The sequence below is a fragment of the Devosia pacifica genome (assembly GCF_014652635.1).
Taxonomy (GTDB): Bacteria; Pseudomonadota; Alphaproteobacteria; order Rhizobiales; family Devosiaceae; genus Devosia; species Devosia pacifica.
In genome coordinates, this window is record NZ_BMZE01000002.1 from 1,046,682 (window position 1) to 1,072,220 (window position 25,539).

Consider the following 25,539-nt stretch of genomic DNA (forward strand, 5'->3'; position numbering starts at 1 on the left):
CGCGTACAAGGGTCTCCACGGATCAACGAGACGGCTTTTTACCGCAACATGTGGACGCCATGAACGCGCCCGGCCTCCCGCCACTCGCGCGAGGCGTCTCGGAGGATGGTCGCGGCGCCGTGTATCGCGAGCCCCGCCATGAGGCTGGCTACGACGAAATCCGGCCAGCCTGTTCCGGTGCCGAACACGCCCAGAGCTGCGAGCAGAACGGCCACGTTAGCGACCACGTCGTTTCGGGAACAGATCCACACAGAGCGCATGTTGGCATCCCCTTCTCGAAAGGCCGTCAGCAGGAACAGACATGCGACATTCATCACCAATGCAAGCGTGCCGATTATCCCCATCGTAGCCGCATGAGGCACCGAGCCGTTGGCCAAGTGCCAGACAACGGTCGCTAGTACCCAGAGCCCGAAGATCCCCATCGACGCTCCCTTCACCCATGCCGCTCCAGCGCGCCAACGCAGGCTTGACCCGAAAACAGCCAGGCTGATGGCGTAGTTCGCGGCGTCTGCAAAGAAATCCAGCGCATCGGCCTGAAGCGCCGCGGAGCCGGCGACAAGGCCAGCCACGATCTCGGCGATAAACATCCCGGCATTGATGGCGAGGACGATCCAGAGCACACGGCGAAAGCGCGGTGAGCCGTTGTTGGACGACGAGGCACAGGTTTCGGATGAGCAGCAGGCCATAGGCGACTCCCATATTTTCGATTTTGCGCTATTCTCTAGCGTCTATAGTAACTATAGGGTCAAGCGATGCGTGACGACGGCTATCAAATTGGCGATCTTGCGCGGCACACGGGCACAAAGGTCGTGACGATCCGCTACTACGAGAAAATCGGCCTCTTGCCCGAAGCCGGGCGCAGCGCGAGAAACTACCGCGTCTATGGTCAAGCTGAATTGGACCGGCTTCGCTTCATTCGTCGATGCCGGGCGCTGGGCTTATCTCTGGATCAGGTCAAGGAACTTGTCGCTCTGTCCTCGGACGAGGAACGCCCTTGCGCGGAAGTTGACGCCTTGACCCGAGAGTATCTCGACGAGATCGAGCGCAAGATCGCCGATCTCAAATCTCTTGCCGACCAGCTTCGTCGCATCAGCGCAAGCTGCGACGGCGCGACCCACATTTCGAATTGTCGCATCATCGAGGCGCTCAGCGAAACGTGAAACTGATGGCGACCTGACAAGCGTCGGCGCGTCTGCGAGTACTACCGCCCCAGCCCCCGCTTGCGGCCGAAGCTCCAATCTACACCACCGTCGCCGCGCGCGACGCCGGAGATATGGCGGCCGAGATGTTTCTCCATCGATGGCGTCCAGGGCACGAGCTGGAAGCCGAGCCCGTCGTCGATCATCGCGAAGCGACCAGAGGCGAGCGTCAGGCGCTGGCGATAGGCGCCGGCGACGTACTCGCCGTTGCCGACGTGCTGGAAGAGCCGCCCGGTTTTCGCCGCCAGCTTTTCGCCGACTTCGTCCACCTCGCGCCGTCGCAGCGTGTCGATCAGATTGCGGCTGAAAACGATCCGCCGGCCCTGTCGCTCGGCAAACCCTTCCCCGATCAGATGGTCGACCCGCCTGTCGAGGGCACTGCGTACCTCCGCGCCAAACCCGCTTTCGGACAGGACCGCGGGCTCGCGCGCGATATTCTGCCGGTCGAGCCAGGTCGCCCCGGAGGCGGTCACCTGTCGCTCGATGTCGAGATCGGAGCGCACCGCGAGCGCGACGCGGCGGTTCCCGCGGGAATCGTCATAGGCGCGCAGTTCGACGATCGAGCCCGGAGCGCTGTCGCCGGCGGCGTTGAGATCGGCGAGCTTGACGTGATGGCTCCGCCCGTCAACGCCGTCGACCACGGCGTAGGCCGTGCCCCTGAGCTCGTCGTCGAGCCCGCGCTCGACCAGACGCCCGACGATGGGCGCGTCGAGGCTTTCGGCTGCCAACACGTAGTCCGCCGATCCACGCTCGATGCCGCGCTCGGTCAACGCGCGGTGCATGCGCTTGATGATGTCGCCGCGCTCGCCGAGCTCGCGCAGTGTCACCTCGGCCTTGTCGCCGATCATCCATTGACCGGGGCCGACCTGCTCGGCGAGGCCCAGTGTTTCCAGCTTGCGCAGGCGCCCGACCTTCAGCGCATGGAATTCATCGGGCTGTTCGCCCGGCTGCGGGGCGAGGTCGATAACTCCAGTACGCCGGCCGTCACGCACAAGCTGACGGTCGAGTTGGGTCCAGCGCTCAGTCTCGATTTGGTTTTCCAAGCACCGGCGGATATCGAGATCGGTGCGCGGGCCAAGCTCCTGGGTTATGAGATCGCGTGCCCGGTCGCGCATGCCTTCCTTGATATAGTCGCGCGAGATGACGAGGTCCTCGCCGTCCTGGCGCACGCCGCGCACGATCAGATGGACATGCGGGTGTTCGGTGTTCCAGTGATCGACGGCCACCCAGTCGAGCTCGGTGCCGAGATCCTTTTCCATCTGTCCGACCAGATCGTTGGTGAAGGATCGCAGATCCGACATTTCCAGCGCATCGTCAGGCGAAACGATGAAGCGGAAATGATGCCGATCATCCTCGCAGCGCTCGGCAAAGGCCGGGCCGTCCGCTTCCTCCTCTCCCGGCCCGAACAAACGCGCCTTCTCCCCGTCCCGGGTGACGCCGTCGCGGCGCAGATAGTCGAGATGGGTTCCGAGCGGGGCGGTGCGTCCTGAGCGGCGAACCACGCGCGCCTTGATGACCGCGCCACGTGAGCGCGCGGTGATGAAGCGATTGGCCTGGATGCTGGCCCGCTGGCCGTGGCCGAAGCGCGAGCGGTTGCCGGACGTGATGCGCCCGGATCGCGAGACGCCGCCGCCTGCCTTCTTCGCGGCCGCCAGCGCCTGGGCGATGAAGGGACGCGCCGCCTGCGCACGGGTCGAACGGATACGGCCAGGCCGAATGCGGAACTCGCCGTCATCGGCCATGGCATGGTGCCGCAATGTGCGGAAACCCGAGCAAAGCCGAGATGTTGAGCACTCTGCGCACATTGCGGCGAGGCTGGGCAATGTGCGGAACGCGCCAGAAAAACCTGCAAAAACAACCGACCGACCAGCGCACAATGTGCGCCCTTTTATCCTGCCATCGGTCGGTTGTGGTTCCTGCGACTCCTCTTCGCGCACTCCATGTCACGCCAGAGCCAGAAATTATTCGATCAGGGCTGCAACGCGTCATGGTTCACCCCCCGTGTCGTCCTGAGCAACGAAGATCGCTTTCGGGTGGGAATGATCCTCGGTATCGCGCTGCACCGGCATGGAAGCAGAGGCGCCATCCGTCTGCTTGACTATGGCGCGGTCCGCGACTGTCCGGCGGTCAACTGAGCGCGGGACGAACAGCGGCGCTTCGCGCCAGTCGGGTGGCGGTGAGGGTACAGCCGGAGCGCCGGGCGATGGCAACGTTGCGCCCAGCGCCGGTGCAAGCAGATCGACATAGGCGCGCGTTTCGGCGGGCAGCGGAAGGCCCGTCGCGAGATGCTCGTCGTAGCGATCCGGTCCCGCATTGTAGGCCGCGAGCATCGCCGGGATCGTGCCGTAACGGTCGTACATCTCGCGCAGATAGGCCGCGCCCGCCAGGATGTTGTCGCGCGGGTCGAAGGGATCGGAGCCGAGCCGATGTCGAATGCGCAGGTCTTCCCAAGTCGCCGGCATGACCTGCATCAATCCCTGTGCTCCTGCGCTTGAGACCGCGCGCGTGTTGCCTGCACTTTCGACACGCATGACGGCGACGATCCAGTGCTCTGGAATGCCGAACCGCTGCGCCGCCTTAGCAATATGGGCGGCAATGGGATCGCGGACTTCGTGTCGCCCGGCCGGCGCCGGCTGTGCGGATGCGCCGCCGATGTCGAGGGTGGTGATGACCAGGCCGGAAAGGAGAAGGAGGACGATGCGGCCGCAGGGACCGCACCGCCGCAATGGTGCTGACGGACCGATGAGCGGCATCGATCAGTCCTGCTCGTCGCGCTTCTTCGGGCGGGTCCAGTGCAGACCCCAGTCGCGTCCATCCTCGTCCGACTGGAACAGCCGGGCACGCACCGGAAACGCGAATGCCGGGTCATCGAGGACGACGGAGATGAACGTGCCGGCGCGGTCGCCGGTATGTTTCCAGCCGGCGCCGACCTCGGGGCCGGTCTCGTCGCCGAGATGAAGGCGGTAGGCCGGTGCGTTCTCGCTGTCGGCGTTTTCGGCCGTGACGAAGGTGAGCGCGCAGTCGAAGGACAGCGAGCGCATGCGACCGCTGTAGCCGTCTGGTGTGCGCGTGAATTGTCCGATTTGGGGCATGGTGAACTCCTGTTTGAATGCGGTGGGATTGCGAGAAAGCGTGCGTCGTCACCGCGTCGGCGCGCGCCAGATGAAGCGGCCATCGCCGTCTTCGTCGGTGTAGAGAGGGACAGCCCGGCCGATGACGGTCGTCGCCGAAAGCGATCCGAAATACCGCCCGTCGAGGCTGTCGGGGACTTGCCAGTTCATGAGGAAGAGCTCGTCTTCGGCGACGGTGCGGCAGCCGCTCCAAACCGGCAGCGGGCGGTCCAGGCGATCGCGGTCGCGCGCTTCGCCCATCACGATTCCGTCGACCATGACGGTGCTGCCGATCCGGCATATGCGCTGTCCCGGCAGCCCGAGGACGCGCTTCAGGATCGGCACGTCGCGGCCGATATAACCGCGCTCGACCATGAAGTCCTCGAGCGGCTCGGGCGGCATCACGGCGACCAGATCGGGGACATCGAGATGCGCGGCGGGCTCGATCCGATAAAGGCCGATCGGTGCGCTGGCCGACACGTTCCAGACGAGCTTGAGCGATGTCGGAACGATCGCGGCCGCAGCGACGCCCATGGCGGTGAAGGTGGTCAGCATGACATAGCCGAAGCGGGTCATCGTTCGATCTCCCGCCGCTTGAGCCAGGCCTGATGACGCTCCCGCGTGTAGGGACGCGGTTCCTGGCCGGCGCTCATCCGGTGCGCCACATGGCGCCAGTGATCGGGGGCGGCGTCGCAGGGATCGACGTCGGCGGCTTCCACCGCGTCGATGTGCTGGAGCACCTTCTCGACCTTCGGCCAGCCTTCGATCTTGAGCAGGATTTCCCCGCCGGGGCGCACGAAAGGCAGCGTCTGATAAGCGACGCCGGGTTCGACGGCACGCACGATGTCGATGCGCGAGATGACGGTGCCGTAGTCGTTGGCCGCCCATCGCACGAATGCAAAGACGGCGCCGGGACGGAAGGAAACGACGCGTCGGCGGCGGTCGACGATCCGCTCGCCGGCCCCGCGGCCGAAGCGGATCCAGTATTCGATCCTGCCTTCGACCCAGGTCAGTTCGACATGCGTAAGCGCGTCGGAATTGTGTGCGGAGGGCATCGGACTTGCGCCAACACTGGGGGCTGTTGTGCCGGTCATGATGGATCTCCTTCGTCATTGGGGAATTCGCGTGCGAGTAGGTCGCGCAGCATGTCGGCGACGGTGACGCCGCGCTGGAAGGCAGCGATCTTGATGCGCCCGCGCAACTCGGGCGTGATGTCGATGGTCAGGCGCGCGGTGAATCCGGAGGGCTTGCCGTCACGGGGAGCAGTGTCGTCGGACCTGATCCACTGCTCGGGATCGCCCGGCCGAGCGGCGAAGGCGCGGCGGTTTGGCCGGTCGCTCATGGCGCGAGCCTTCCGATCTCTGCCGCCAACGCCGCCACTTCCCGCGCGGCGATGCTGTCTGCGTCGCATTCGCAAACGAGGCGGCCGGATTGAGCAGCCGAGGCGAAGATGACGCGCTGGCCGATCGTCGCGTTAAGAGCCGGCGGGTCCTGGTCAGCGAGCGCATCGCCGGTCTCGCGCGCGATGATGGTTCGTGCCGGACAGCGGTTGAGCACGAAGCGTACGGCGAGCTGTGGACGGAATATCCGGGCCTCCTCGATCAGGCGCAGGATCTCCGCCGAGGCCCAGCCATCGAAGGGCGACGGCTGAACCGGAATGAGAATGACGTCGGCGGCAAGTAGCGCCGAGCGCATCAGTCCCGCGACACGCGGCGGACCGTCTATGACGACATGATCGGCAGTGCGGGCGAGTTCAGGCGCTTCGTGGTGGAGCGTATCCCGCGCCAGGCCAATGACGCCGAAGCGTCGTGGCAGACCCTCGTGGCTGCGCCGTTCGGACCAGTCGAGCGCCGATCCCTGCGGGTCGGCATCGATCAGGGTGACGGTGCTTCCGCCTCGCGCCCATTCGCCAGCAAGGTGCAAGGCGAGCGTCGTCTTGCCGACTCCGCCTTTCTGATTGAGGAGCGCCGCGATCATGAGGCGCCTCCAGAATCGTTTCGGGCAGGCAGATTGCTTGCGGCCGCAGCGTCGTCATCGCGTTTAGAGAATGCCGTCTGACGTCCGTGCTCATCCTCTTTTCGGCCCGTCGGAGAGCGGTTTTCCCCAGAAGGCGCGCCCCTACAAAAGTTAGATTCTTTGTTAGACTCTAAGTTAAGGGGTCGATTTTCGCTTTGTGCGGAAGAGGTTAGATGCGGTTTGGGTTCCCGATAGCACGATGGGTCGGTTCCCGATGGCACGATAGTCCGGGTTCCCGATAGCACGACGGCTTCCACATCCTGTCCACAGGGCGCCGGCTCGAAGGCGAGCAGCGTGCGCCCGCCCGCCTCGATCTCGAGAAACAGGGAGTAGCCGGGTAGCGGTTGTCGCTGGATGATCGCGCGCAGTTCGAAGGCGAAGCGCTTGAACGGGGAGAGGCTCCCGGATTTGACGTAAAGGTGCCGGAAGTCGAACCGCCAGCCACGCTTCTGCCGGCCGCCATGCTTCCGCACGATCCGGTACAGCCAGCGCTCGATCCCGCCCGTAAGGCCGAAATAGGCGCGGTCGATGGTGAGAACGAGCGCCTCGTCCAGCACCGCCTTGTAGAACCAGTCCGGCACGATGAGTTCGATGCCATCCGGATTGCCAAACGCGTCGGCGCGTTCGGTCCATTCGTTGATCCAGGAGAAGCGGTGCATGCGCCGACCGGTCGCTGGTGCAACAGAGTTGGGCTCATTGCGGCTTCGAGGATTCGTCGGCGGCTGCCGCAAGGTGGTCGCGACCGTGGTCGACTGAAGGCGGTCGAGCGCGGCCCTCAGCCGGCGATAGTCGCGCGCCCCGGTGCCACGTCCGATGAAGGTCAGGATTTCGTATGGGGTGGTTGCGATCAGGCGCGACGTGCGAAAGCCGTTGTCGCGCGCCTCGACGATCTGGCTGGCCGCCCAGATCAGGATGTCCGCATCCCAGATTGTGGCCATGCCATGCTCTGGCACGGCTTCTACGCGGATGGCGATCTCGCCCGCTCGGAAGTCGATCGGCTCGACGCGGTGGGACTTGGAGAGGGAAAAGAAGGGATAGGCCATGAGGTCCTGCGCGTCGCGTGGCGCGAGATCGCTCGGCAGAGCGCGGAACAGCTCAAGCTGCTCCCGTTCCGATCTGCGGGGCCGCGCCGTCATGGGAGTAATCAGCGGTTCTCGGCAGATGACGGATCGTCATGACGCTTGGCCGGAAGGACCGAGCCGATGCCGGGGTCGGAGGTGGATTGCTTGACGCCACGTTCCGCCCAGGCCTGCAGGTCGTCGACGGAATAGACGACCCGGCCACCAAGTTTGCGGTAGGCCGGACCGGTACCATAGGTGCGGTGTTTCTCCAGGGTTCGGGCGGAAAGGCTGAGGAACCGGGCCGCCTCAGGCGTTCTCAGATAGCGCGGCGGGATGCCGGCGATGGCTGCGGACATGATCGTGCCTCCATGATCCTTGCTGGCGCAGCCGGATATCGGCGGGGGCGCGAGGGTCACGGTGGCGGAGAAGAAAGGGCGCGGGGGAGTGCGAAGATTCTAGACAGGAATCGCACCCCGATCGGCGGTTAGCTCAGGTCGGGGCGGTGACCGAGAAGAAGCCTGCGATAACCGCCGGCCATGAGATCGAAGCCGGCGGCGACGCGGCGCATCACGGTGTCGCGAAGGGGGGCGGATTTCCAGGTTATGGAGTTGACTGGCGCGGCGCCAAAGACAGCTTCGGCGATTTCTTGATAAGTGGCTCCTGCCTGTCGACCGTCGATCGCGCGGAGGCTCTCTATAAGGCGCTGTCTGCGTTGATGCGTTATCCGCCTGTCCGGCGCGGCACGGTGGTGGAGGGCAGCATCGCGAAACCGGATTATTGTATCGGCGCGATCCCGGATAAACTGGTCGATCAGCGTGATGGCCGCGACCGGACCGTTTGGCGGGCGGCTGTCAGGGCAGACCGCTACGAATTGTGCGGCGCCAATGGCGAAGTGGATATACAGACCCTCATCCGCCGCCCTGGTGTCGGCGGGAACGATGGTGACATTTACCGTGGGCATGGTGGGGGACGTCTGAGCGGTCAGAATAAGGACGCCTGGATGGTGAGCGTCACGCTTATCGAAAAACACGACCTGCCGGGGCTGAAGCTGCGTCCCGGCACCACCAAGGTCTCACCCGAACTGCGCGACGAGCTGGCAGCGGCGGGCAAACTCGCGGAGTAACGCCATATGGCCATCGAGTTCGGAAGCCCGAACCTGCCGGCAATGCGGGACGGCAAGAACGGCACGATCCTCAGTGCTGACTACTTCAATCCGATCTTTGCACGGCTCGACGGGCGCCTGCATGTCGTCGAGCAGCTTCGTGCCTCCTGGCTTGAGGCGGTCGACACCGTCACCCGTCAGGGCCTCACCCGGATCGACGTCGTTCTCGCTCCAGCTTTTGAAAAGCTGGGGCAGGTGCTCGAGCTTGGGTTCCTGGTGGTGTCGAGCAGCACGCCGGCAACGCTCAGTGAAGGTGCGAACATCACCTTTGTGACCGATGCCGGTGTGCAAAGCGAGCTGTTCACGCCAAGCCCGATGCTGTCGGTGCAGAAGCGCGGCTCGGTCGACGATTGGGCCGTTGTCAAGCTGATGGCGCCGTACAATCGGGTGACGAGAGAGCTGCAGGTTCAGGTTGTCGCCACGAGCGGCGACGGCCTTGAGCATGACGATTGGGATATCGGGGCACTTGCGGGCTCGACGGCCGCGCAACTTGCGATGCTTGATCGCGTGGAGACGGCGCGAGCTGAGGTTGCGGCGAACCGTGCCGCTGTCACCGCCGATAAACAAACCGTCGCCACTGACAAGGCGGCAGTGACCGCGCTGCGCGGCGAGGCGCTGACCTATCGCAACGCGGCCGAGACTTTCCGAGACCAGGCGGCGGCTTCGGCTGCAGCTGCGGCTCTGTTCGACCCGGCCTCGTTCTATTCAAAGAGCGAGACCTACACGAGGAGCCAGGTCGAGACACTGATCGCCAATGCGGTCAATGCTCTCATTGGCGGTGCGCCTGGTGCGCTCGATACGCTGAACGAACTCGCTGCGGCATTCGGCGACGATCCGAACTTCGCCACGACAGTGCTCAACAGCCTTGCGACCAAGGCGCCGATCGCTGCAACGCAGGTGTCGACCAACGTCACGCTGGTGCCGGGGCAGCGGGCCTGGGTGATGACCGATGCTGCAGCCCGCACAGCGACGCTGCCGTCGAACCCCACAACCGGCGCGGAAGTGCAGGTGGCGCGTGTAGGCGCCAACCTTGTCACCATCAACCGCAACGGCAAGACCATTGCCGGGCTCTCGGAAAACCTCGTGATCGATGAAGATTTGCGCATCGTGTCGCTGACCTATGTCGGCAACACCTGGCGCGTTACCGCTGGGAGCATCGCCTGATGGCCAATCTGTCAGAGCTTATGGGTGGTGGCAGCGTCAGCGGCATCCTGGATGAACAAGTTTTCGATGCCTCCGGCACATGGACGAAGCACGAAGACGCGGCGGCAGGTGACATTGTCGAAATCGAAATGCACGGCGCGGCTGGCGGAGGCTATTCGTATAGCGGTAGCGGTAGATACGTTTGGAGCGGCCAGCCTGGGTCATATGTGCGCTTCAGAGTTTTCGCGCGCCACTTAGCCGCGTCGCAGCCCGTTATCGTCGGTTCAGGCGGCGCGCCGAACGGGGGCAGTGGCGGGGGCACCGAATTTGCAGGCGTATTTCTGCAAGGCGGATCGGGGGGATATTACGACGTCGACTACCCCACCAGCACGTTCAACAATGCTTTTGTGCCGCGGATCTCCAGTGCCATCGACTGGCGCGCAATGGATGTTTACGACGCCCAGATCGGCAACAACTCGACCGAAACAGGTTACCGCCCGGCACTGTTTTTCATGTGCGGGGGGAGTGCAGGGTACTTCAGAGATTCAAGCATCGGCTATCGCAAGGACACGCTGTTCGGTGGGAAAGCCGGCGACATCCGTGACAGATCGGGCAACGTCCAGGGAACCCGAGGAACATTTGACGGCGAAAATCCCGGCGGATCGGGCGGGGCTACCGCGTCAGGTACGGCGGGCAAGGGCGGCAATGGCCGCGTGATCATTCGCGTTCTGAAGGGTGCTGCATAATGCGCATAGCAATCGATCAAGACAGCAATGGCGTCATCGACAACGTCATCGAGGCAGAAGGCGTTGAAGCCGCGCAGGCGATCTTTCCCGGTGCCAGCGTGTTCGCCTCTGACGAGATCGGCCCCGGCTGGGCATCCGATGGCGAGGGCGGGTGGCAGGCACCAGCAACGCAGCCCGAATTCGAACCACAAGCGCCGGTCCGCATCGACACGCCGCTGTTCCTCATGCGCTTCACGCCTCAGGAGCGCATCGGTATTCGTCAGGCAGCAAAGACTGACCTCGTGATCGAGGACTGGTTCGCGATCATCAACGATCCGCGGCTCGCCTATATCGAGCTCGGCGATCCGAACCTCACGGCCGGAATGGGATACCTCGTGCAGCAGGAGCTGTTGACCGAGGCCCGCGCGCAAGAGGTGCTGGCGCCATGATCACCCTCGCGTTCTACAATGGCGAGGGCGACTGGTTCGACAAGCTGATCCACTGGTGGACGTGTGGCGCCTATAGTCATGTTGAACTCGTCGTCGGCGATCCCGAAACGTGGCCGGGCGAGGTGATCATCCTCTCGTCGTCTCCACGCGATGGTGGCGTTCGCGAGAAGCGCCTGGCACTCGACCCGAAGCACTGGACGCTCGTGACCGTGCCCGGCGATGCCGACCACGCAGCCATGTTCATCCGTGGCTGGATCGGCGCTCGCTATGACTGGCTCGGCATAGTTCTCAGCCAGGTCATCCCGATCGACTGGCATTGGTCGAACCGATGGTTCTGCTCGGAGATCTGCGCAGCGGCTTTAGGCATACCAGAGCCGCAGCGGATGAGCCCTTCGGGGCTACATCGATACCTGACGAAAGCCCGGCCTGAGAGCCGGGCTTTTTCATGACGAGAGCAGGGTGGCGCATACGCAAGACTAGATTGCGCTCGAACTCACAGTGCCTTGTTTTCCTGACCAGCCGATTAACGAGCTGCAGTCCTGATCATCCAAACATTGAAGGAGAGACCCGATGACCGCACCGGTTTTCGGCATGACCTTTTCGTGCCCGGCTGATGAGCCGGTACCGGTTCTCGGCGCCGACTTTTCCAAGGCACTTCTCATCGAAACTTCCGAGGATGCAGATGCTACGGCATTCCCGCTCGATACCGCGGTTCGCTTCTCCTCGAGCGATACCGCAATGGTGGCGAAGCTTGGGACCGGGCTGCTGGCCGATGCCGTTGCCGGTATCAACGCTCAGCTGACCGGGCTCAATGCCGGCGCTGACATCACGGTGGTACGCGTCAAGGAAGAGGACGCGGTTGCCGACACGGCCGCCAATATCGTCGATGTGCTGACCGGCATCGCGACAATCCCGTCGCAAGTGAACGCAACGCCGCGGCTAATCTGGTGCGGTCGCACCGCCTGGCGGGTCGATCTCGACACGACCAATCCGATCGTCGCGGCACTGCCGGCGGCGTGTGAGAAGCTGCTGGCCATCGCTGTTGTCGATGTCGATGACACCTCGGCGGCGAATGCCATAGATGCGCGCGAGACGATGAACTCAGAGCGGCTGCTGCCGGTCGGCATCGCGGCGCGGGTCTATGAGGATTCGAACCTGGTGACACGGGCCATGGGGCCGCGTGTGATCGGTCTTTTCATCCGCGTCGACAACCTCAACGAGGCCAAGCCGTTCGACCCAATCGCCAACCGTGCCGTCTATGGCCTGGCCGCGCTCAGCCGCAAGATCCCGTTCTCGCTGCTCGATGGCTCGACCGAGGGCCAGCAGCTGCTCGAAAGCGAGGTTTCGATGGTTGCCAGTGGCGAGAGCGGCGTCGATGGCGCGATCGCCGACGGCGGGTTTGTGTTCATCGGCACCGACAACACCACGACTGGCGAACTGTGGAAACAGATCCACCAGGTGCGTGGCGCCGACTATCTAACTGTCAAGCTGATGCAGATCACGAGGCAGTTTCTCGGCCAGAAGATCACGGCCGATCTGGCGGAGGCCTGGCTCAATTCAATCAAGTTCACGCTGCGCGACCATAAGGCCGATAACGACATTCTCGGCTATGAGGTCGATTTCCGCGCCGACAAGAACAGCCCCGAGCAGATCCGCCTCGGCCACCTGACCGTCAATCTCGGTATCGAACCGGCGCCGGCCTTCAAGGTCGCGCACCACGAGGTTCGGCGCTACCGGCCTGCAGTCGAAGGGCTGGTGGCCGAGATTATCGCGCGGCTCAACGCTGTGAGCTGACATTCCTGACGGCGCTGTTGCGCTTCGCCGTCCACTCCCTGTTGCTATCCCATTTGAGGACCTAACATGCAGCCGCTATACCTGCTGACGGCCGTCGACCTGCGCCGTGCTACCGAGACCGGGTCGTCTCGTGCAGCGACCATTTCGTCGCTTACCCTGCCTTCCATCCAGTTCGCCAATGCGGAGCACAACCCGGGTGGTGGTGTCGGTGCGGTGAACTTCGCCATTCCACGAATTCAGGCGCCCGAGCCGAAGTTCTCAGCCAAAGGCATCGACCGGGACATCTTTCGCGGCATGGGGCAGGTGGAACGCTGGACGTTCGCCGGCGCTTATCGCGAGAAGCGCTCCGGCGGCTCGGTCTCGATCGGTGGTCGCGGCCTCATCGAAGGCGCGATCACCATGTGGGAGCCTGACGAAAGCGATCCTGCAGAGTTCCAGGGCTGTAACCACAGCTTCACCGAGGTGACGCACTACGAGCTGACGCTCGGTGATGAAGAGCTGTTCTACTGGGACTTTTGGGAGCGGGTCGTGCGCGTTGCCGGCGTCGATCTCTTCGCCGATGAGCGTCGGGCTCTGGGGGCTTAAGGACTCTCACGGCCCCACATTCTGCAGGATCGCATCAAGGAAGGCTCGGACCTCAAGATCGCTAACATTGGCGCAGTGATTTTCCATCGTCTGAAGATCAAGGATCTTATCTTCGGCGGTGGGCGCCAACCCGTAGGCGATAGCGCGCCATGCACATGCTTCGCGTCTATCGATACGGACGGCCCCGTCACAACCTGTGGCGAGACAGAACGACAAGTTCCGCGTGTCCTGATAGTCGGCCATGTATGCGCCGGCAAGGTAATCGGGAAACAGCTCGCGACTTCCTGAACACCATCACGATCGGGATCGTCCGGCTCGGGACACTCCAGTAGGTAATTGGAAGCATCCATCGATTGTGCGGCCGCAGGGGCCATCGTCCAGCCAAACCCGATGGCCAGAAACGCCGTGACTATAAAGACGCGCATATTTGATCCTCCACATAGAAACCAAGCCTCTAGAAAGTAGCAAACACATGACAGAATCCCGACCGCAAACCGTCACCGTGCCGCTGTCCGAACCCGTCACCTATGACGGCGTGACCTACACCGAACTCACCTTCCGTCGCATGAAAGCGCGCGACACTCTCGTTGGTGAAGGTGAGACCATTGAGGTGATGGCAGGCTACAAGATGTTTGCTGCCCTCGCTGATGTGCCTGTCGAGGTGATCCTCGAACTCGACATGGAGGATATCTCAGAGATCGGCGCAAAGGTGGCGCCCCTGATGGGAAAGCGCGCGGCGGCGGCACTGGAAGCCGCCATGGAGAAGAGCCCGTCGCCTGGCGCGACGTGATCCTTGCCATGGCCCGACACGGCAATTCGCCTGTCGATGCCGTCGAGGATTGGGATATCGACAAGCTGATCGACTATTCCCGCGCGCTCGGCGGACAGCTATCGCGGGAGAACAGGGGACGGGGAGGGAAGAGGCGTTAGCTTACCACCTTGTCGCGACAGCTCTAGCTGCCGCGATATCGATTGGCGGCCCTTCCCACTATTCAATAGGGAGTGGTGTTCCGTCTACCAAAGTTGCACGCGCACCTTGCGTATACTGCTTCGCTTTGCCGTTGATCGGGTACGCAACAGCTGTGCCTTCGACCTCCTGCACAATGAAGAGGCCGCCATAGCTGTCGTCCCATGAGGGGTGGCAGTGAACCACTCGATGTTCTTCGTAGTCTCCCCAGTTGCAGAGAACTGCCTGCCAACGTTCCTGTTTGATGAACATTAGCTCCAGGCCGTCTTTCGCATCATCCAGCGCGTCAGCGAACGCAAGGTGTGCGTCACAAGCAAAGCGCTCACTGCAAATACGAACCTTCGCATTGGCAAGTTCTCCTCTTCCACTGTTGGCAGACTACGCTGACGCGCAGAAGAAAGTCCATTCATGGCAACCCTGACCTCTCAGCTCATCGTCAGTCTGATTGATGAGGTGACGGCACCTGCACGTTCGATCGCAGGAACGGTGCGCAACCTGCAGTCGGCGCAGCGGGCCAACCGTGCCGAGATGGATGCCATGCGCGGCCGTATGGTCGATGCTGCAGCTGCGGCCTATGCAATGGCCAAAGCCGTCGCCGCACCGGTAAGAGCAGCTATCGAGTTCGAAAGCGCCATGGCGGATATCCGCAAGGTAGTGGACTTCGAAACGCCAGAGGCCTTTCAGGCCATGAGCAAAGACATCGTTGCCATGTCGATGCGCTTGCCGATGGCGGCGAACGATATTGCGGCTATCGTCGCGGCAGCCGGGCAGGCCGGTATGGCAGGCAAAGATCTTCTGGCGTTTACCGAGATTGCCAGCAAGGTTGGCGTTGCCTTCGATATGTCCGGCAACGAGGTCGGCGAAGCGCTTGCGAAGATCAAGACGCAGCTCAACCTGACCGTCGCCGAAACCGGCGCATTGGCCGATGCCATCAACCACCTGTCGAACAACTCTGCATCGGCTGCGCCCGATATCGTTGACTTTATGAAGCGGGTTGCTTCGACCGGCGAGTTCTTCGGCTTCACCTCTGAACAGACGGCGGCGATCGGCTCGGCAATGATCGCGGCAGGCGCAGGTGCTGAGGTGGCGGCGACTTCGTTCCGAAATGTCGGCAGAGCGCTATCGCGCGGATCCTCGGCAACCAAAGGCCAAGCCGCTGCCTTTCAGCGTCTAGGCCTCGATGTCACAGAAGTGGCGCGCCAGTTCAACGAGGATGCTGTCGGCACGCTGCGCGATGTGATCGTCCGGATCAACGAGCTACCCGAGCACCTGCGCGCAAACACGCTCTCCGAGATCTTCGGCGACGAAGCGCGGGCGCTGCAGCCGCTGGTGACGCAGATTGATCTTTACGACGACGCGCTCCAATCTGTCGCTGATAAGACGGCATATCTCGGTTCGACCGAAGAAGAATACGCCGCACGCGCTGCCACCACTGCGAACAATATGCAGCTGCTGGCAAACAAAGCACATGCCATCTCGATAGCGATCGGCAATGCGCTGCTGCCCGCGCTCAACGCCTTCGCCGATGCCATCGGGCCGGTACTGATTGCGATTGCCGATTTTGCTGCGCAGAATCCTGCGATCGTTCAGGCGATCATTGCCCTTGTGGGATCGCTGGTAGCTGTCCGCGTTGCTTCCGTTGCTGCTCGTTGGGGCTTTCTATTCCTCAAGGGTGGATTGATCGATATCGCGTTGTTTGCGACCCGTGGCGCTGCGGCAATGCTGAGTTTGCTGAACCCGATCAATCTGGTGAAGGGCGCTATGGTAGCGCTGCGCTTCGCGGTGATCGGCACCGGCATCGGGGCGATCCTTGTAGGGATCGCGCTCGCCGGCATGTGGATCTACAACAACTGGAAAGGGCTAACCGCCTTCTTCGAAGGGTTCGGCTCTGCCTTCATGGCGGCGATCGAACCGATCATGCCAGTGCTCGGGCCGGTGGTCGATGCGGGTTCCGAGCTGCTCGGTTGGGTCAAAGGGCTCGTCGGACCCGTCGATGCCAGCGAGGGCGAATGGAGAAGCTGGGGCGAAACCCTTGGCGGCACAGTAGCCAATGCGATCCGCACCGTGGTCGAGGGCATCCAGTCGATCATGTCGGCAGTTGGCAGCGCTGCTGCCAAGGCTGGCGAGCTTGCCAACGCGCTCGGAAGTTTAACGCTGCCTGAAGCCATCCAGTGGATCAAGGATATGGCGGCGACCGGCATCTCTTTGGCGATTGGGTTCGCAGAAATTGCTGTTCCCGAGATCATCGAGTGGCTCAAGAATATTATCGGGTCTGTCGCGAACTTTGGCATCTCGATCGACTGGCCTGATCCGCCTGAGTGGCTCGATTGGCTCATGAAGGAGGGCGCTCGTCTGCTCGGCATGGGCGGTGATGCCGGTCAAGTTGGAGGCGACGGCCGTGGCGCACTGATCAACAATGACGTGGATGCGGGGCTAAACGTTCCAGCAGGTGCTGCCTCAGCGGCCATTGATGGAACTAAGGCTGCCGGGGGGGGCATTCTTGGCGGCAAGACTTATCTCGTTGGGGAACATGGGCCGGAGCTGATCACGCCAAACCGGTCCGGCTTTGTCCATACTGCCAACCAGACATCACGAATGGTAGGTGGACGCGGGCCAATCCAGTTCGGCGACATCGTGATCAACGGCGTGCAGAACCCGACAGCGATCGTCGATGAGGTGATCCGTCAGCTCAACGACAGGGTTGGGCAGGCGTTTGACGGCATCCACGCCGACATCGAATATAGGGGGTAGAACGGCCTATTTGAGAACCCACGACGAAGGTCCATTGTTGTGTCGACAACCTTGAAGACGTTAGTGCGTTCAGTAGTCCGATCCAAAAACCTGGAAGTCTGGACCAGCCATGCCGGTCATCCCGCCTGGGATATCCTTCATCCAGCAACGGAGCATTGAAGGTGGAAACCGGCCACTCTGGTTCATTTCACCTCTTGAGCGGGCGTCCAAACAGGTAGCCTTGTGCCAAATCGATGCCTAAGGTTTTCAACGTGGCCGCCTCCGCCTCTGTCTCGACGCCCTCTGCAACGATGCGAGCGCCCGTCTCCTTTGCAAAGAATACCATTGCGCTCGCTAGGCTGCGCCGTGACGGATCGCTGTCAATATCGCGTGTGAGATTCATGTCGAGCTTTATGATCTCAGGCTGCAAGTTGACAATATGCTGAAAGCTCGAATAACCCGCTCCGGCGTCATCGATGGCTATGTACGCACCAAGGGCACGCAGCTTCGAAAGCGCCTCTTTTAGAGTGAGATAGTCTTCGACAATTGCATGCTCAGTAACCTCAACCATGACACGTTCAAGACGGTTGTTGGCGAGCAGCTCAACGATCTCAGGGTCATGCAGCGCGGCTGGAGATACGTTGAGAGATAGGCGCGTATTCATGGGGAGTGTTTCAAGGCACTCCAGCGCCGACCGCATCGTCTCCGCCTCAAGCGCAATGCCCTTGCCGACCGCCTCGGCCTCCTTAAACCACGTGTCAGGAGTGCGCATGGGCTCTGCATCGAAGCGAGTCAGGGCTTCGAAAAAAACCGGCCTGCCTGTATCCAGCTCGACGATCGGCTGAAAGACTGGATAGAAGCTGCCCCTCGCCAGAAGTGCCGCGATGCGCTCGCGAGCAGTGTTGTGGACATGGTCCCGCTCTTCCTCGGCAATCACCACCTCGGCGGCAAGATCGGCAAACATCCGCATAGTGTCGAGGTCACGATCGTTGAGACTGCCATTGGCTTTGCGGCTCAAGCAGCAGAACATGCCATATGGTTCTCCGTTTGGGCGGCGGATTGGAATGCTGATATGCGAGCCAATCGGTACCTGCTGCGTAATCGGCATTTCGCGCGCAGAAGGAAAATCTGCGGTGTCCGGCATCAATTGAGGCAAACGCCCCTCGAGGATATGACCGCAATATACGGCATCCAGTGGCATGCTTTGCCCCGGCTGGATGACCGCCTCTAGTCCCGGTGCGTCAACGCGCTGAAAGACAGTTCTGTCGCCTTCGATTCTCGAAAGATAAGCGACTTCCATGTTGAGATGCTTCCGTATCGTCGAAAGAGCCCTCTGTACGAGGTCGCCCCCCGAACTGCTATCTAGGTCATTGTCGATACTGCTATCTAGGTCATTGTCGATAGAGCGCGCGAGGTCACGCATCAGAGCCTCCGTAATTAGGCTTAAGAGCTTACGCACGCACGGTTAATATACTCTACTTGTCGCTTTAACGTGATCGCCTAAGCGACGGTATAATTCGGCACGACTTCAGCGGCAGAGTCTACGCAATGAGCGAGTTCGTAGATGCGGAACCTCATGAAAACACATAAGGGGCGGCATGCTTTAAGCCGCCATTACTTTTGCGGAAAACTCCGTGCGATTGCGCCCTTGTTTCTTGGCGCGATACAGCGCACGATCCGCATGGCGGAGAGAGGTGACTGCATCAAATGTTGTCTCCGCCCAGAACCCACCGACACTTGTCGATATTTGCTTCAACGGCGTGCTTTTGGGCACTGAAATTTCACTGATAGCTATCTGGAGTCGTTCAGCTATGCGTTGTGATGCAAGTTCGTCCGTCCTTGGCAGGACCACGACAAACTCTTCGCCGCCAAAGCGCGCAACGATGTCTTGCTGCCGCAGGCTTCGCTTCAGGAGCGATGCAACTGCGACCAGCACTTCGTCCCCTGCCGAATGACCGTAGACATCGTTAATCGATTTGAAGTGGTCGAGATCGAAGATCAAAACAGCAGCGCTTTCGCCCCCGACAATCACCGGTTCGAGCTCTCTCTCGAACCCGCGTCGATTCAAGAGACCGGTCAATGGATCCGTGGCGGCTTGTAGCTTCAGCTGCCCGAACCTGTGCGCAATCACCCGCTCCCGCATCATCAGACCACCAAATAAGACGGCGCCAATTAGGTTGAATGCCACAATATAAGGGCCGGCATTCAGTAACAGCGATAGCATCGTCTCGAGCGGCAACAGCATTGTGGCGACAAGCGAAGAGGACACGCCGGCCCCCAGAAGGAGAAGGCAGCGAGGATGTGCGCAATCCCGCTCTCGTGTCGCATATCCCCAGAGGAGACCTGCGCACGCAGCGATGCTCATCGCCAAGAGCCCGGCGCCAACCCCTGCTCCGCCTAATGCAATGCGTGACGGAGCGGCTATTGCCAGACTAGCTGCGGCGCCTAACGGACCGAGAAATGCTGCCGAAAGCCCTACGAAGAGGTTTCGAGGATCAACGAAGACCCCAGTGGCAATAGGTATCGGATTCTGCATTGCCAGCGCAGCGGCAGCCCCGAACAGTGCCCCAACGGCAATGTTCATTGCATGGAGATTGAGGCGCATACGTAGCGAAAGACCAAATGCGACCGCCAGCAAAGCGGCCAACCCAAATGAGTTCAGATAAGCGACTGCGAAACTCATTCCGGTGTCCTCCCTTTGGGCGCTCTGCAGGCTATTCACAGACCTTGCTCGCACGATGAACGATCGGTGAACCGCCGCATCGCAAGCCCACCAGTTTGCTCCGCCTTTTTGAGGTTGAGACCAGTTCATCAGCTCAAAGGAAATGCCATGCTCTACCAAATCGGGCCGATCGCGCTCGGTACGCGGCCGTTTTCGGCTGACTCGCTCAGCCGTGCTGGCGGCGCTGACCTCGCAGTCAAACCGCTGATGAATGCGCTCCCCGGCCGGGAATTCATGGGTGAGGCCGATGAGAAGATCTCGATCTCAGGTCAGCTGCTGCCGACGAAGATCGGCGGGATGACTGAGCTCGAGATGGCGCATGCACTGAGCCGCCAAGGGACCGCGCTGCCGGTAATGCGCGGCGACGGCAAGATGTTCGGCTGGTTTGCGATCGAGAGCGTCAGTGAAGGCCACGAAGAGCTGCTGCGCGACGGCATGGGCTTTGTCGTGAAGTATCAGCTCGCCCTGGTGAAGGTGGAGCCGGATGCCGGCAATGTGGCGGCGCCGGCGGGCGGTATCGTCGGCATGTTACTCTCTCTGTTCGAGGCCCTCTGATGGAAACCGTAACGATCACCCGCGAGCGAATGGCGCTCGACCTGTTGCTCTGGCGCCGATTCGGCGGGGCAGGGCGGGCACTGATTGCATCCACGCTCACCCTGAACCCGGGCCTTGCCGCACTAGGGCCGGTCCTGCCGCTCGGCGCCGTCGTGACGCTGCCGGAGCCGCCGATCGAGGCCTCGCAGCGCTCGCGCAAGGTGCTCTCGCTGTTCGGAGACGCCTGATGGCCTGGACCGTTTCCTGGCGCGTGCTGATCAATGGCCGTGACCTGACCTCGGCCTGGCGGCCGGTGCTGATCGACATAGAGATCGAGGACCGCGACGGCACCTCGTCCGATACCTGCAGCCTGACGATCGACGACGCTGACGGGCAGGTGCGTTTGCCGAGCAAGGGCGATCGGCTGGTGGTCTATCTCGAGGGCGGCAAGGTGTTCGAGGGGTTCATCGAGCAGCCGCAATCGAGCGGCTCGCGCAGTGCTGGCCGCGTTCTGAAGATCCGCGCCAAGGGGTTCGACTCGACGGGCAAAGTGAAAGAGCCGCAGGCGTTCCACCTGGATGATGCGAGCCTCGAGGCGTTTCTTGGTCGCGCCGCCGAGCATGCCGGGATGACGATTGCCATCGACCCGGACTTCGCGGGCATCGTTCGCGATTACTGGTCAGCCGAGGGCGAGAGCTTTCTTGCGCTCGGCAACCGCCTGGCCAAGAAGCTTGGTGGCACGTTCAAGGTCCGGGGCGATCGCGCCGTGCTGGCAAAGCGCGGGGCCGAGCCTGTCGGCGCCGTTGCCGGCGTCGTTGGGCAGAACGTCATCAGTTGGGACATCACCCCTCGTGCTCCGCGACGGGCGTTCAAGAGCGGTTCGGCAAAGTGGTTCGATCGTAAGTCAGCCCAGTTCGTGACCGAGACGCTGGCGTTTGGCGCCGATGGTGTCGAGGCTGACAATCTGGCGCGTGACGTGATGGCTGACGCCGATGAGGCGAAAGAGGCCAATGACACGCACAAGCGCGAGGGCGAGCGTGAGGATGGTGGTGGGAGTGTCGATCTCGACCTGACCGTTGCCGCAGCGGCCGAGGCGCTGTTCACGCTCTCAGGCGCGCGGCCCGGGGTCGATGGCAGCTATCGCATCGTGTCGGTCAGGCACAAGGCGGACCGCAGTGGCGGATCGCGAACCGGTCTCGAACTGAAGCACCCGAGCGAAGGGGCAGGTAAAGACGCTCGGTGACGGGCCGGGTGGTAACCCCTTGGTCTGGTATTCATGAGCAACGCGAGAAAACTCAAAGATTGTGTTTTCTTGTCCGCATGTTAACACCCGATGATCCGCATCCTTGGGGCCCAGCGAACGAGGCAAATAATGATCCTTATCCCCTTTGTCCTGGGCATCCTCTTGTTTGTCATGATGGTCGGGTTCACCGCGTTCTCCGTTTCGGCCGCAGCGGTATCAGGCGCACTGTCTGCTGCTCAGGGCGCAGGCCAGTCGACTGTGGTGAAGGCGATTGTGATCCTCGGAGGGGTGATCGCATTTGTGTATGCGTGGCAAATCATTCCAGAACCCACAAGCCGAGGTGTTGAGCAGATGCTTGAATACAGCATTCTGCTCGCTTTGAGCTCAGCCGCTGCCACGCTCGTGCTTCTCACCAATGCAGCAACACTGCGCGCTGTCAGTTACGCGCTCAAGCGTAGTGGCGTCGTCGGTGTTGGAAAGATCGGTGCGTTGAGCTGCGCTTCTCTAGTCGCTTCCGCTCTTGGCATAAGGACAGCAACTTTGATGGTAGCGGCCATCATCTAAGCTTAAGTTCAGTGACGGCATCTGTTCAACGCCATGCAGAACGGCAATCGAGAGGCAACACGGAGCTAAATTTCTCAAGATGATTATTATTCTACCGATCATAGTGCTGATGATCGCTCTGTCTGTGCTGATTGCCTTTGGAGCACTTGCGCTTGCGATGGGGGCGGCAGCTCTGGCAGCCAACTCAGCGGGCGAAAGCCATAATTCCCGACGAATAAAGGCCCTGATGCTCGTTGGCGGAGCCTTGTCCTTCGGCTTGATCTGGTATGCGCTGGGGCCGATCGACCAAGAGGAATTCCTTTCCGGCATCGATTATCTGCTCAAGGCGGCCGTCGCGATGATGGCTGCGGCGCTTGTAATGGGAGTGGCCGGCATATTCTTGCGCGTGTCTATCTACTTGGTGAAACGCAGATCCGTCGGTGGACATGTGTCTGTCACGTCGATGCTAGGGTTGGCTGGTGCTGGCTTGGCCATAGGCGGCCTAGCTGTGCTTTCTATTGGCAGTTCGATCGGTGCTTTCAACTATTCGCTTCAGGCCAGAACGCTACCAGACACACATCCGGGATATTCACGGCAGAATCCTGATTCGCCCCAAAGGCATCATTACGACGCGGCTCAAAGGCCGTCCGCCATGCCTTCGGAGACACACTACTCCAAGGGTGACCTAACGGATGTTCATAGCGCGCCGGAACAAAGCAGCCGGGTGGTGACAACGCTAAGTCAGGGTGACTGCGTAGCCGTTGTCGGCTCTGCCAACGATGATTTCTATGAAATCAGAATTTGGGAAGGTCAGGCTGTCCGTAGCGGTTTTGTCGGCAAATTCGACATCAGAAAACTTCGTTCCAATCAGGGATGCTCTAGACGGTAGCGGACCAAGGGGCGCTGCGATCAGATCGGCAACTCGATTAAGGAGTGGCACCTAACGCTGGAATGCTCTGTGCATTGATGGCCCAGCTGAGAGCGCCGCTATCGTCGCTGCTCGACGCAATCAGGATTCCGACAAGGCGCCATGCCGATCAAGATACGCGTGTGTATGCCGGGCCAACACGGCGTAGAGGTGTCGAAGTGCCTGGCAAGTCTGTCGGATATCCTGAACTACCCGCCGCTCACGAACACGACGCCCTGCCAAGCCAGGTATCCACTTACCCATGCCGCTATCGTCAGTAGAGCGAGTAGCAGCAATCGGCGTGGCATCAAGAATTCGATGATCCGGTCCATCCGGTAATCCTACACATCACTGGAGATTTGACCATGGCCCAATCATTGCGGGCGTGCTGCTCGGCCTCTATTTCATGGGGCATCTGCTTGAAGGCGTGATGGCCTCGAAAGGTGCGCAGGGGGACGCGAACAGCCTCTGGACGCTGTGCATCGGCGTCAGCTGCATCGTCCTCGCCGTCACGCTGTTCGATCGGCTGATCGAAGCTGCTACTAGGCGCCGTCGCTCACCTCGCTCAACAGCGCGTCGATCTCGTCGTTCGTTAGCAGCCGGTCGCCGCTCTGCATGTGTATCTGAACGCCGTGCGAGACGCGTCTTCCCTGCATACGGTCCTGCCGAATTGTTTCGAGTGCCTCTATGAGAGTCGGCGCATCGCGGCGGCTTAGCCATCCAGTGCTTGGCTGATCGCCGGCTGGCACAAGCCAGACAGTAGTCGGCAGTCTCTGGCATTCGGCTAGTATCTGTTTCGGGTCGCTCAATTCCCGCCTCCAACAACTATCGACCATTACCGCAATTATTGGAGACTTACAAAATGCAGCGCAAGGCGTTTTACGACGCCCTGCGACCAACGCTTGGCGCGCTGACGCAGGCGAACGTCGTGGGGTTTGAACTGGTGCTGGACGAAGGGCTGCGGCGCGGAACGGCGCTGCACCATCTGGCCTATATCCTTGCCACGGCGTGGTGGGAAAGCGGGCGGACAATGCAGCCGGTGAAGGAAGCCTTCTGGCTCTCGGAAACCTGGCGCAAGAAGAACCTGCGGTACTTCCCCTACTACGGCCGTGGCCTGGTGCAACTGACCTGGGAAGAGAACTACCGCAAGGCCAGCGAGCTCTACGGCGTCGACTTCGGCGCCAACCCTGACCTCGTCATGACGCCGAAGCACTCGGTCAATATCCTCTTCGACGGCATGATCAATGGCTGGTTCACCGGCCGCGATCTCGTCGACTACATCGATGATATCGATGAGGCAGACGACGAGGATCTGCGCGAGTTCGCCAATGCTCGTCGCATCGTCAACGGCACCGATAAGCAGATCGAGATCGGCAAGCTGGCGCTGGTGTTTGAAGCCGCGCTGAAGGCAGCCCGCTATGGCGAGCGGGTGGCGATCCCTGAGCCAACACCTGAGCCGCGGCCCTCGGCACCATCCCTGCCGTCCATCGACTTAACGTCCCTCATTCGCGAAACCGTGGAGACTATCTTGCCAACCGCCCAGCAGGAGAAAATGCCAATCCGTATCCCGCGCCCATCACCAATGGCGCAGGTCAGCAAGGCTGTTGGTGCCGGCAAATGGGCTGCGCTCGCGAGCGCTGGATGGACGCTATTGATGTTCACCGGAACGATTCCAGAACCCTACAGCTCGCCGGAGTTCGCCGTGGCGATGAGCGGCTTCGTGGCATCTCTCTCGGCGGTCGTAGGTGCTTACCGCGCGCCGCGGAATGCGGAGTAGGGCAGTGAAAGCCGTCATCGAGGAAAGCGCGCGCCACCTCAGGCAGCGCTTCCGCCTTCGCTCGCTGGAATGGGAACACGCCTGCATCTCGCTCGTGTTCGGCGGGATCCTGCTGTTCAATCCATCCTTGATGGATGCTGAGTCCTTCAGTGGTTTTCTCGGCGGGTCTGTAGTGTGGGGTATTGGCGTGCTGGTGCTGGGCTGTGTCAACGTGGCCGCGCTGATCGTCAATGGCACCGTGCCGAAGCCAACGGCAGCGCTGCGCTTTGTATCGGCGCTGTTGCAGGTGTTTCTGTTTCTGATGTTGTCGATCGGCTTTCTGGCGTCGGGCACTGGCACCACCGGCATCGGCACCTATTGTGTGCTGGCGATATTCGGCTTCTTCGCCGCCGCTTGGGCCCTTCTTGATGCGGTGGCGCCGGAATATGACCAGTGAACAGATAAGCGCTCTCTACCAGATCGGCGGTGCAGCTGCGGTGATCATCGTTGGCGCGCTGTTTGGCGTTCAGTGGGTGGTGAAGACCGTACAGGCGATGAAGGTAGCGCCCGCGGAGAAGAAGACCACGATCATCACGGGTGACTCAGTGGCGATGCATGACCTGGCCGCTACCATCGAGGCCAGCAACACGATCCTGACCGAGAACAACGTGCTTCGCCGCGAAGAGCACGACGACCGCAAAGCGCTCAGGCAGTCCCTGGATCGGAACACAGAAGCTGTTGAGCGCGCGGCCGCGATGCTGGTGGATGCACGGACCGAGATCCGTGAGCTATCGCGGGAGATCGCGAGGAGCGGGGGCAGGGGCTGACGTCCTGCTAGCCGAGAGGCACGACGATCTGCCTGACGCTGAAGATTATGAGCGCCGCCCCGGAAA

General features: G+C 61.5%; 34 protein-coding genes. 18 read left to right on the top strand and 16 right to left on the bottom strand.

From position 1 onward, the window contains the following. Positions 1 to 38 precede the first annotated feature (38 nt). On the bottom strand, positions 39 to 686 hold the full coding sequence (locus tag IE127_RS12210) for a cation efflux transmembrane domain-containing protein (protein ID WP_189425927.1): 648 nt from the start codon (positions 684 to 686) through the stop codon (positions 39 to 41). Positions 687 to 752: 66 nt separating this feature from the next. Between IE127_RS12210 and IE127_RS12215 the strand changes: the two genes are divergently transcribed. Further along, on the top strand, positions 753 to 1,160 hold the full coding sequence (locus IE127_RS12215) for a MerR family transcriptional regulator (RefSeq protein ID WP_189425928.1): 408 nt from the start codon (positions 753 to 755) through the stop codon (positions 1,158 to 1,160). Positions 1,161 to 1,201: 41 nt separating this feature from the next. Here IE127_RS12215 and IE127_RS12220 read toward each other — a convergent pair whose 3' ends face one another. The 10 genes from IE127_RS12220 to IE127_RS12265 all read right to left on the bottom strand — a co-directional run bounded on the left by IE127_RS12220 (position 1,202) and on the right by IE127_RS12265 (position 8,347). Next, entirely contained in the window at positions 1,202 to 2,941 is a 1,740-nt protein-coding gene (locus IE127_RS12220) for a relaxase/mobilization nuclease domain-containing protein (RefSeq protein ID WP_189425929.1), read from the bottom strand. Positions 2,942 to 3,184: 243 nt separating this feature from the next. Then, complete coding sequence (locus IE127_RS12225) at positions 3,185 to 3,952, bottom strand: lytic transglycosylase domain-containing protein (protein WP_189425930.1); 768 nt, start codon at positions 3,950 to 3,952, stop codon at positions 3,185 to 3,187. Positions 3,953 to 3,955: 3 nt separating this feature from the next. Next, on the bottom strand, positions 3,956 to 4,291 hold the full coding sequence (locus IE127_RS12230) for a DUF736 domain-containing protein (RefSeq protein ID WP_189425931.1): 336 nt from the start codon (positions 4,289 to 4,291) through the stop codon (positions 3,956 to 3,958). A gap of 48 nt (positions 4,292 to 4,339) precedes the next feature. Further along, the gene (locus IE127_RS12235; protein ID WP_189425932.1) at positions 4,340 to 4,885 is read right to left on the bottom strand and encodes a S26 family signal peptidase; all 546 of its coding nucleotides are present in this window, start codon (positions 4,883 to 4,885) and stop codon (positions 4,340 to 4,342) included. Beyond that, complete coding sequence (locus tag IE127_RS12240) at positions 4,882 to 5,403, bottom strand: DUF2840 domain-containing protein (protein WP_189425933.1); 522 nt, start codon at positions 5,401 to 5,403, stop codon at positions 4,882 to 4,884. Before IE127_RS12240 ends, IE127_RS12235 begins: the two co-directional genes overlap by 4 nt. Next, entirely contained in the window at positions 5,400 to 5,651 is a 252-nt protein-coding gene (locus IE127_RS12245; RefSeq protein ID WP_189425934.1) for a ribbon-helix-helix protein, read from the bottom strand. Before IE127_RS12245 ends, IE127_RS12240 begins: the two co-directional genes overlap by 4 nt. Then, positions 5,648 to 6,286: a ParA family partition ATPase gene (gene parA / locus IE127_RS12250; RefSeq protein WP_189425935.1), complete on the bottom strand. Its 639-nt coding sequence runs from the start codon at positions 6,284 to 6,286 to the stop codon at positions 5,648 to 5,650. Before parA ends, IE127_RS12245 begins: the two co-directional genes overlap by 4 nt. Then, entirely contained in the window at positions 6,283 to 7,461 is a 1,179-nt protein-coding gene (locus tag IE127_RS12255) for a replication initiator protein A (protein WP_189425936.1), read from the bottom strand. The genes parA and IE127_RS12255 overlap by 4 nt, the downstream gene beginning before the upstream one ends. Positions 7,462 to 7,469: 8 nt before the next feature. Further along, the gene (locus IE127_RS12260; RefSeq protein ID WP_189425937.1) at positions 7,470 to 7,742 is read right to left on the bottom strand and encodes a helix-turn-helix transcriptional regulator; all 273 of its coding nucleotides are present in this window, start codon (positions 7,740 to 7,742) and stop codon (positions 7,470 to 7,472) included. A 128-nt stretch (positions 7,743 to 7,870) separates the two neighbouring features. Continuing rightward, complete coding sequence (locus IE127_RS12265; protein WP_189425938.1) at positions 7,871 to 8,347, bottom strand: DUF2285 domain-containing protein; 477 nt, start codon at positions 8,345 to 8,347, stop codon at positions 7,871 to 7,873. A gap of 168 nt (positions 8,348 to 8,515) precedes the next feature. Here IE127_RS12265 and IE127_RS12270 point away from each other — a divergent pair, with 168 nt between their 5' ends. The 6 genes from IE127_RS12270 (at position 8,516) to IE127_RS12295 (ending at position 13,244) form a co-directional block, all read left to right on the top strand. Beyond that, the gene (locus IE127_RS12270; protein ID WP_189425939.1) at positions 8,516 to 9,712 is read left to right on the top strand and encodes a hypothetical protein; all 1,197 of its coding nucleotides are present in this window, start codon (positions 8,516 to 8,518) and stop codon (positions 9,710 to 9,712) included. Continuing rightward, a complete protein-coding gene (locus IE127_RS12275; protein ID WP_189425940.1) occupies positions 9,712 to 10,437 on the top strand; it encodes a glycine-rich domain-containing protein in 726 nt (241 codons plus the stop codon). The genes IE127_RS12270 and IE127_RS12275 overlap by 1 nt, the downstream gene beginning before the upstream one ends. After that, entirely contained in the window at positions 10,437 to 10,865 is a 429-nt protein-coding gene (locus tag IE127_RS12280; protein WP_189425941.1) for a hypothetical protein, read from the top strand. The genes IE127_RS12275 and IE127_RS12280 overlap by 1 nt, the downstream gene beginning before the upstream one ends. Next, positions 10,862 to 11,314 carry a hypothetical protein gene (locus tag IE127_RS12285; RefSeq protein WP_189425942.1) on the top strand — a complete coding sequence of 151 codons (453 nt, stop codon included), beginning with the start codon at positions 10,862 to 10,864 and terminating at the stop codon, positions 11,312 to 11,314. The genes IE127_RS12280 and IE127_RS12285 overlap by 4 nt, the downstream gene beginning before the upstream one ends. A gap of 121 nt (positions 11,315 to 11,435) precedes the next feature. Next, a complete protein-coding gene (locus tag IE127_RS12290; RefSeq protein ID WP_189425943.1) occupies positions 11,436 to 12,659 on the top strand; it encodes a phage tail sheath protein in 1,224 nt (407 codons plus the stop codon). A gap of 66 nt (positions 12,660 to 12,725) precedes the next feature. After that, complete coding sequence (locus IE127_RS12295) at positions 12,726 to 13,244, top strand: phage major tail tube protein (RefSeq protein ID WP_189425944.1); 519 nt, start codon at positions 12,726 to 12,728, stop codon at positions 13,242 to 13,244. 6 nt (positions 13,245 to 13,250) lie between these two features. Here the strand turns inward: IE127_RS12295 and IE127_RS12300 are convergent, their stop codons facing one another. Then, a complete protein-coding gene (locus tag IE127_RS12300) occupies positions 13,251 to 13,487 on the bottom strand; it encodes a hypothetical protein (protein ID WP_189425945.1) in 237 nt (78 codons plus the stop codon). Positions 13,488 to 13,716: 229 nt separating this feature from the next. On the opposite strand from IE127_RS12300, the gene IE127_RS12305 reads away from it, so the two are divergent. After that, positions 13,717 to 14,034: a phage tail assembly protein gene (locus tag IE127_RS12305; protein WP_189425946.1), complete on the top strand. Its 318-nt coding sequence runs from the start codon at positions 13,717 to 13,719 to the stop codon at positions 14,032 to 14,034. An 8-nt stretch (positions 14,035 to 14,042) separates the two neighbouring features. After that, on the top strand, positions 14,043 to 14,174 hold the full coding sequence (locus IE127_RS19820) for a hypothetical protein (RefSeq protein ID WP_280516652.1): 132 nt from the start codon (positions 14,043 to 14,045) through the stop codon (positions 14,172 to 14,174). Positions 14,175 to 14,232: 58 nt separating this feature from the next. Here the strand turns inward: IE127_RS19820 and IE127_RS12310 are convergent, their stop codons facing one another. Beyond that, positions 14,233 to 14,463, bottom strand: coding sequence for a hypothetical protein (locus tag IE127_RS12310; RefSeq protein ID WP_189425947.1), 231 nt, complete (start codon positions 14,461 to 14,463; stop codon positions 14,233 to 14,235). 156 nt (positions 14,464 to 14,619) lie between these two features. Between IE127_RS12310 and IE127_RS12315 the strand changes: the two genes are divergently transcribed. Then, on the top strand, positions 14,620 to 16,962 hold the full coding sequence (locus tag IE127_RS12315; RefSeq protein ID WP_189425948.1) for a phage tail tape measure protein: 2,343 nt from the start codon (positions 14,620 to 14,622) through the stop codon (positions 16,960 to 16,962). A gap of 187 nt (positions 16,963 to 17,149) precedes the next feature. Here the strand turns inward: IE127_RS12315 and IE127_RS12320 are convergent, their stop codons facing one another. Together IE127_RS12320 and IE127_RS12325 are read right to left on the bottom strand one after the other, a co-directional pair. After that, entirely contained in the window at positions 17,150 to 18,364 is a 1,215-nt protein-coding gene (locus tag IE127_RS12320; RefSeq protein WP_244640149.1) for a sensor domain-containing phosphodiesterase, read from the bottom strand. A gap of 180 nt (positions 18,365 to 18,544) precedes the next feature. After that, positions 18,545 to 19,624: a diguanylate cyclase gene (locus tag IE127_RS12325; RefSeq protein WP_189425949.1), complete on the bottom strand. Its 1,080-nt coding sequence runs from the start codon at positions 19,622 to 19,624 to the stop codon at positions 18,545 to 18,547. 147 nt (positions 19,625 to 19,771) lie between these two features. Between IE127_RS12325 and IE127_RS12330 the strand changes: the two genes are divergently transcribed. The 5 genes from IE127_RS12330 to IE127_RS12350 all read left to right on the top strand — a co-directional run bounded on the left by IE127_RS12330 (position 19,772) and on the right by IE127_RS12350 (position 22,872). Then, positions 19,772 to 20,218 (top strand): phage tail protein, encoded by a 447-nt coding sequence (locus IE127_RS12330; RefSeq protein ID WP_189425950.1) that lies wholly within the window; start codon positions 19,772 to 19,774, stop codon positions 20,216 to 20,218. Beyond that, positions 20,218 to 20,445: a tail protein X gene (locus IE127_RS12335; RefSeq protein ID WP_189425951.1), complete on the top strand. Its 228-nt coding sequence runs from the start codon at positions 20,218 to 20,220 to the stop codon at positions 20,443 to 20,445. Before IE127_RS12330 ends, IE127_RS12335 begins: the two co-directional genes overlap by 1 nt. Then, positions 20,445 to 21,440, top strand: coding sequence for a phage late control D family protein (locus tag IE127_RS12340; protein ID WP_189425952.1), 996 nt, complete (start codon positions 20,445 to 20,447; stop codon positions 21,438 to 21,440). The genes IE127_RS12335 and IE127_RS12340 overlap by 1 nt, the downstream gene beginning before the upstream one ends. Before the next feature lie 90 nt (positions 21,441 to 21,530). Further along, complete coding sequence (locus IE127_RS12345; protein WP_189425953.1) at positions 21,531 to 22,004, top strand: hypothetical protein; 474 nt, start codon at positions 21,531 to 21,533, stop codon at positions 22,002 to 22,004. Positions 22,005 to 22,083: 79 nt separating this feature from the next. After that, a complete protein-coding gene (locus IE127_RS12350; protein WP_189425954.1) occupies positions 22,084 to 22,872 on the top strand; it encodes an SH3 domain-containing protein in 789 nt (262 codons plus the stop codon). 560 nt (positions 22,873 to 23,432) lie between these two features. On the opposite strand, the gene IE127_RS12355 is transcribed toward IE127_RS12350, so the two are convergent. Beyond that, entirely contained in the window at positions 23,433 to 23,699 is a 267-nt protein-coding gene (locus IE127_RS12355) for a hypothetical protein (RefSeq protein ID WP_189425955.1), read from the bottom strand. A gap of 53 nt (positions 23,700 to 23,752) precedes the next feature. Here IE127_RS12355 and IE127_RS12360 point away from each other — a divergent pair, with 53 nt between their 5' ends. From IE127_RS12360 to IE127_RS12370, 3 genes are read left to right on the top strand one after another with little or no spacing between them, the layout of a single operon-like run. Beyond that, positions 23,753 to 24,667, top strand: coding sequence for a glycoside hydrolase family 19 protein (locus IE127_RS12360; RefSeq protein WP_189425956.1), 915 nt, complete (start codon positions 23,753 to 23,755; stop codon positions 24,665 to 24,667). A gap of 4 nt (positions 24,668 to 24,671) precedes the next feature. Next, a complete protein-coding gene (locus IE127_RS12365; protein ID WP_189425957.1) occupies positions 24,672 to 25,103 on the top strand; it encodes a hypothetical protein in 432 nt (143 codons plus the stop codon). Then, entirely contained in the window at positions 25,093 to 25,473 is a 381-nt protein-coding gene (locus IE127_RS12370) for a hypothetical protein (protein ID WP_189425958.1), read from the top strand. Before IE127_RS12365 ends, IE127_RS12370 begins: the two co-directional genes overlap by 11 nt. The last annotated feature ends 66 nt before the right edge of the window (positions 25,474 to 25,539 follow it).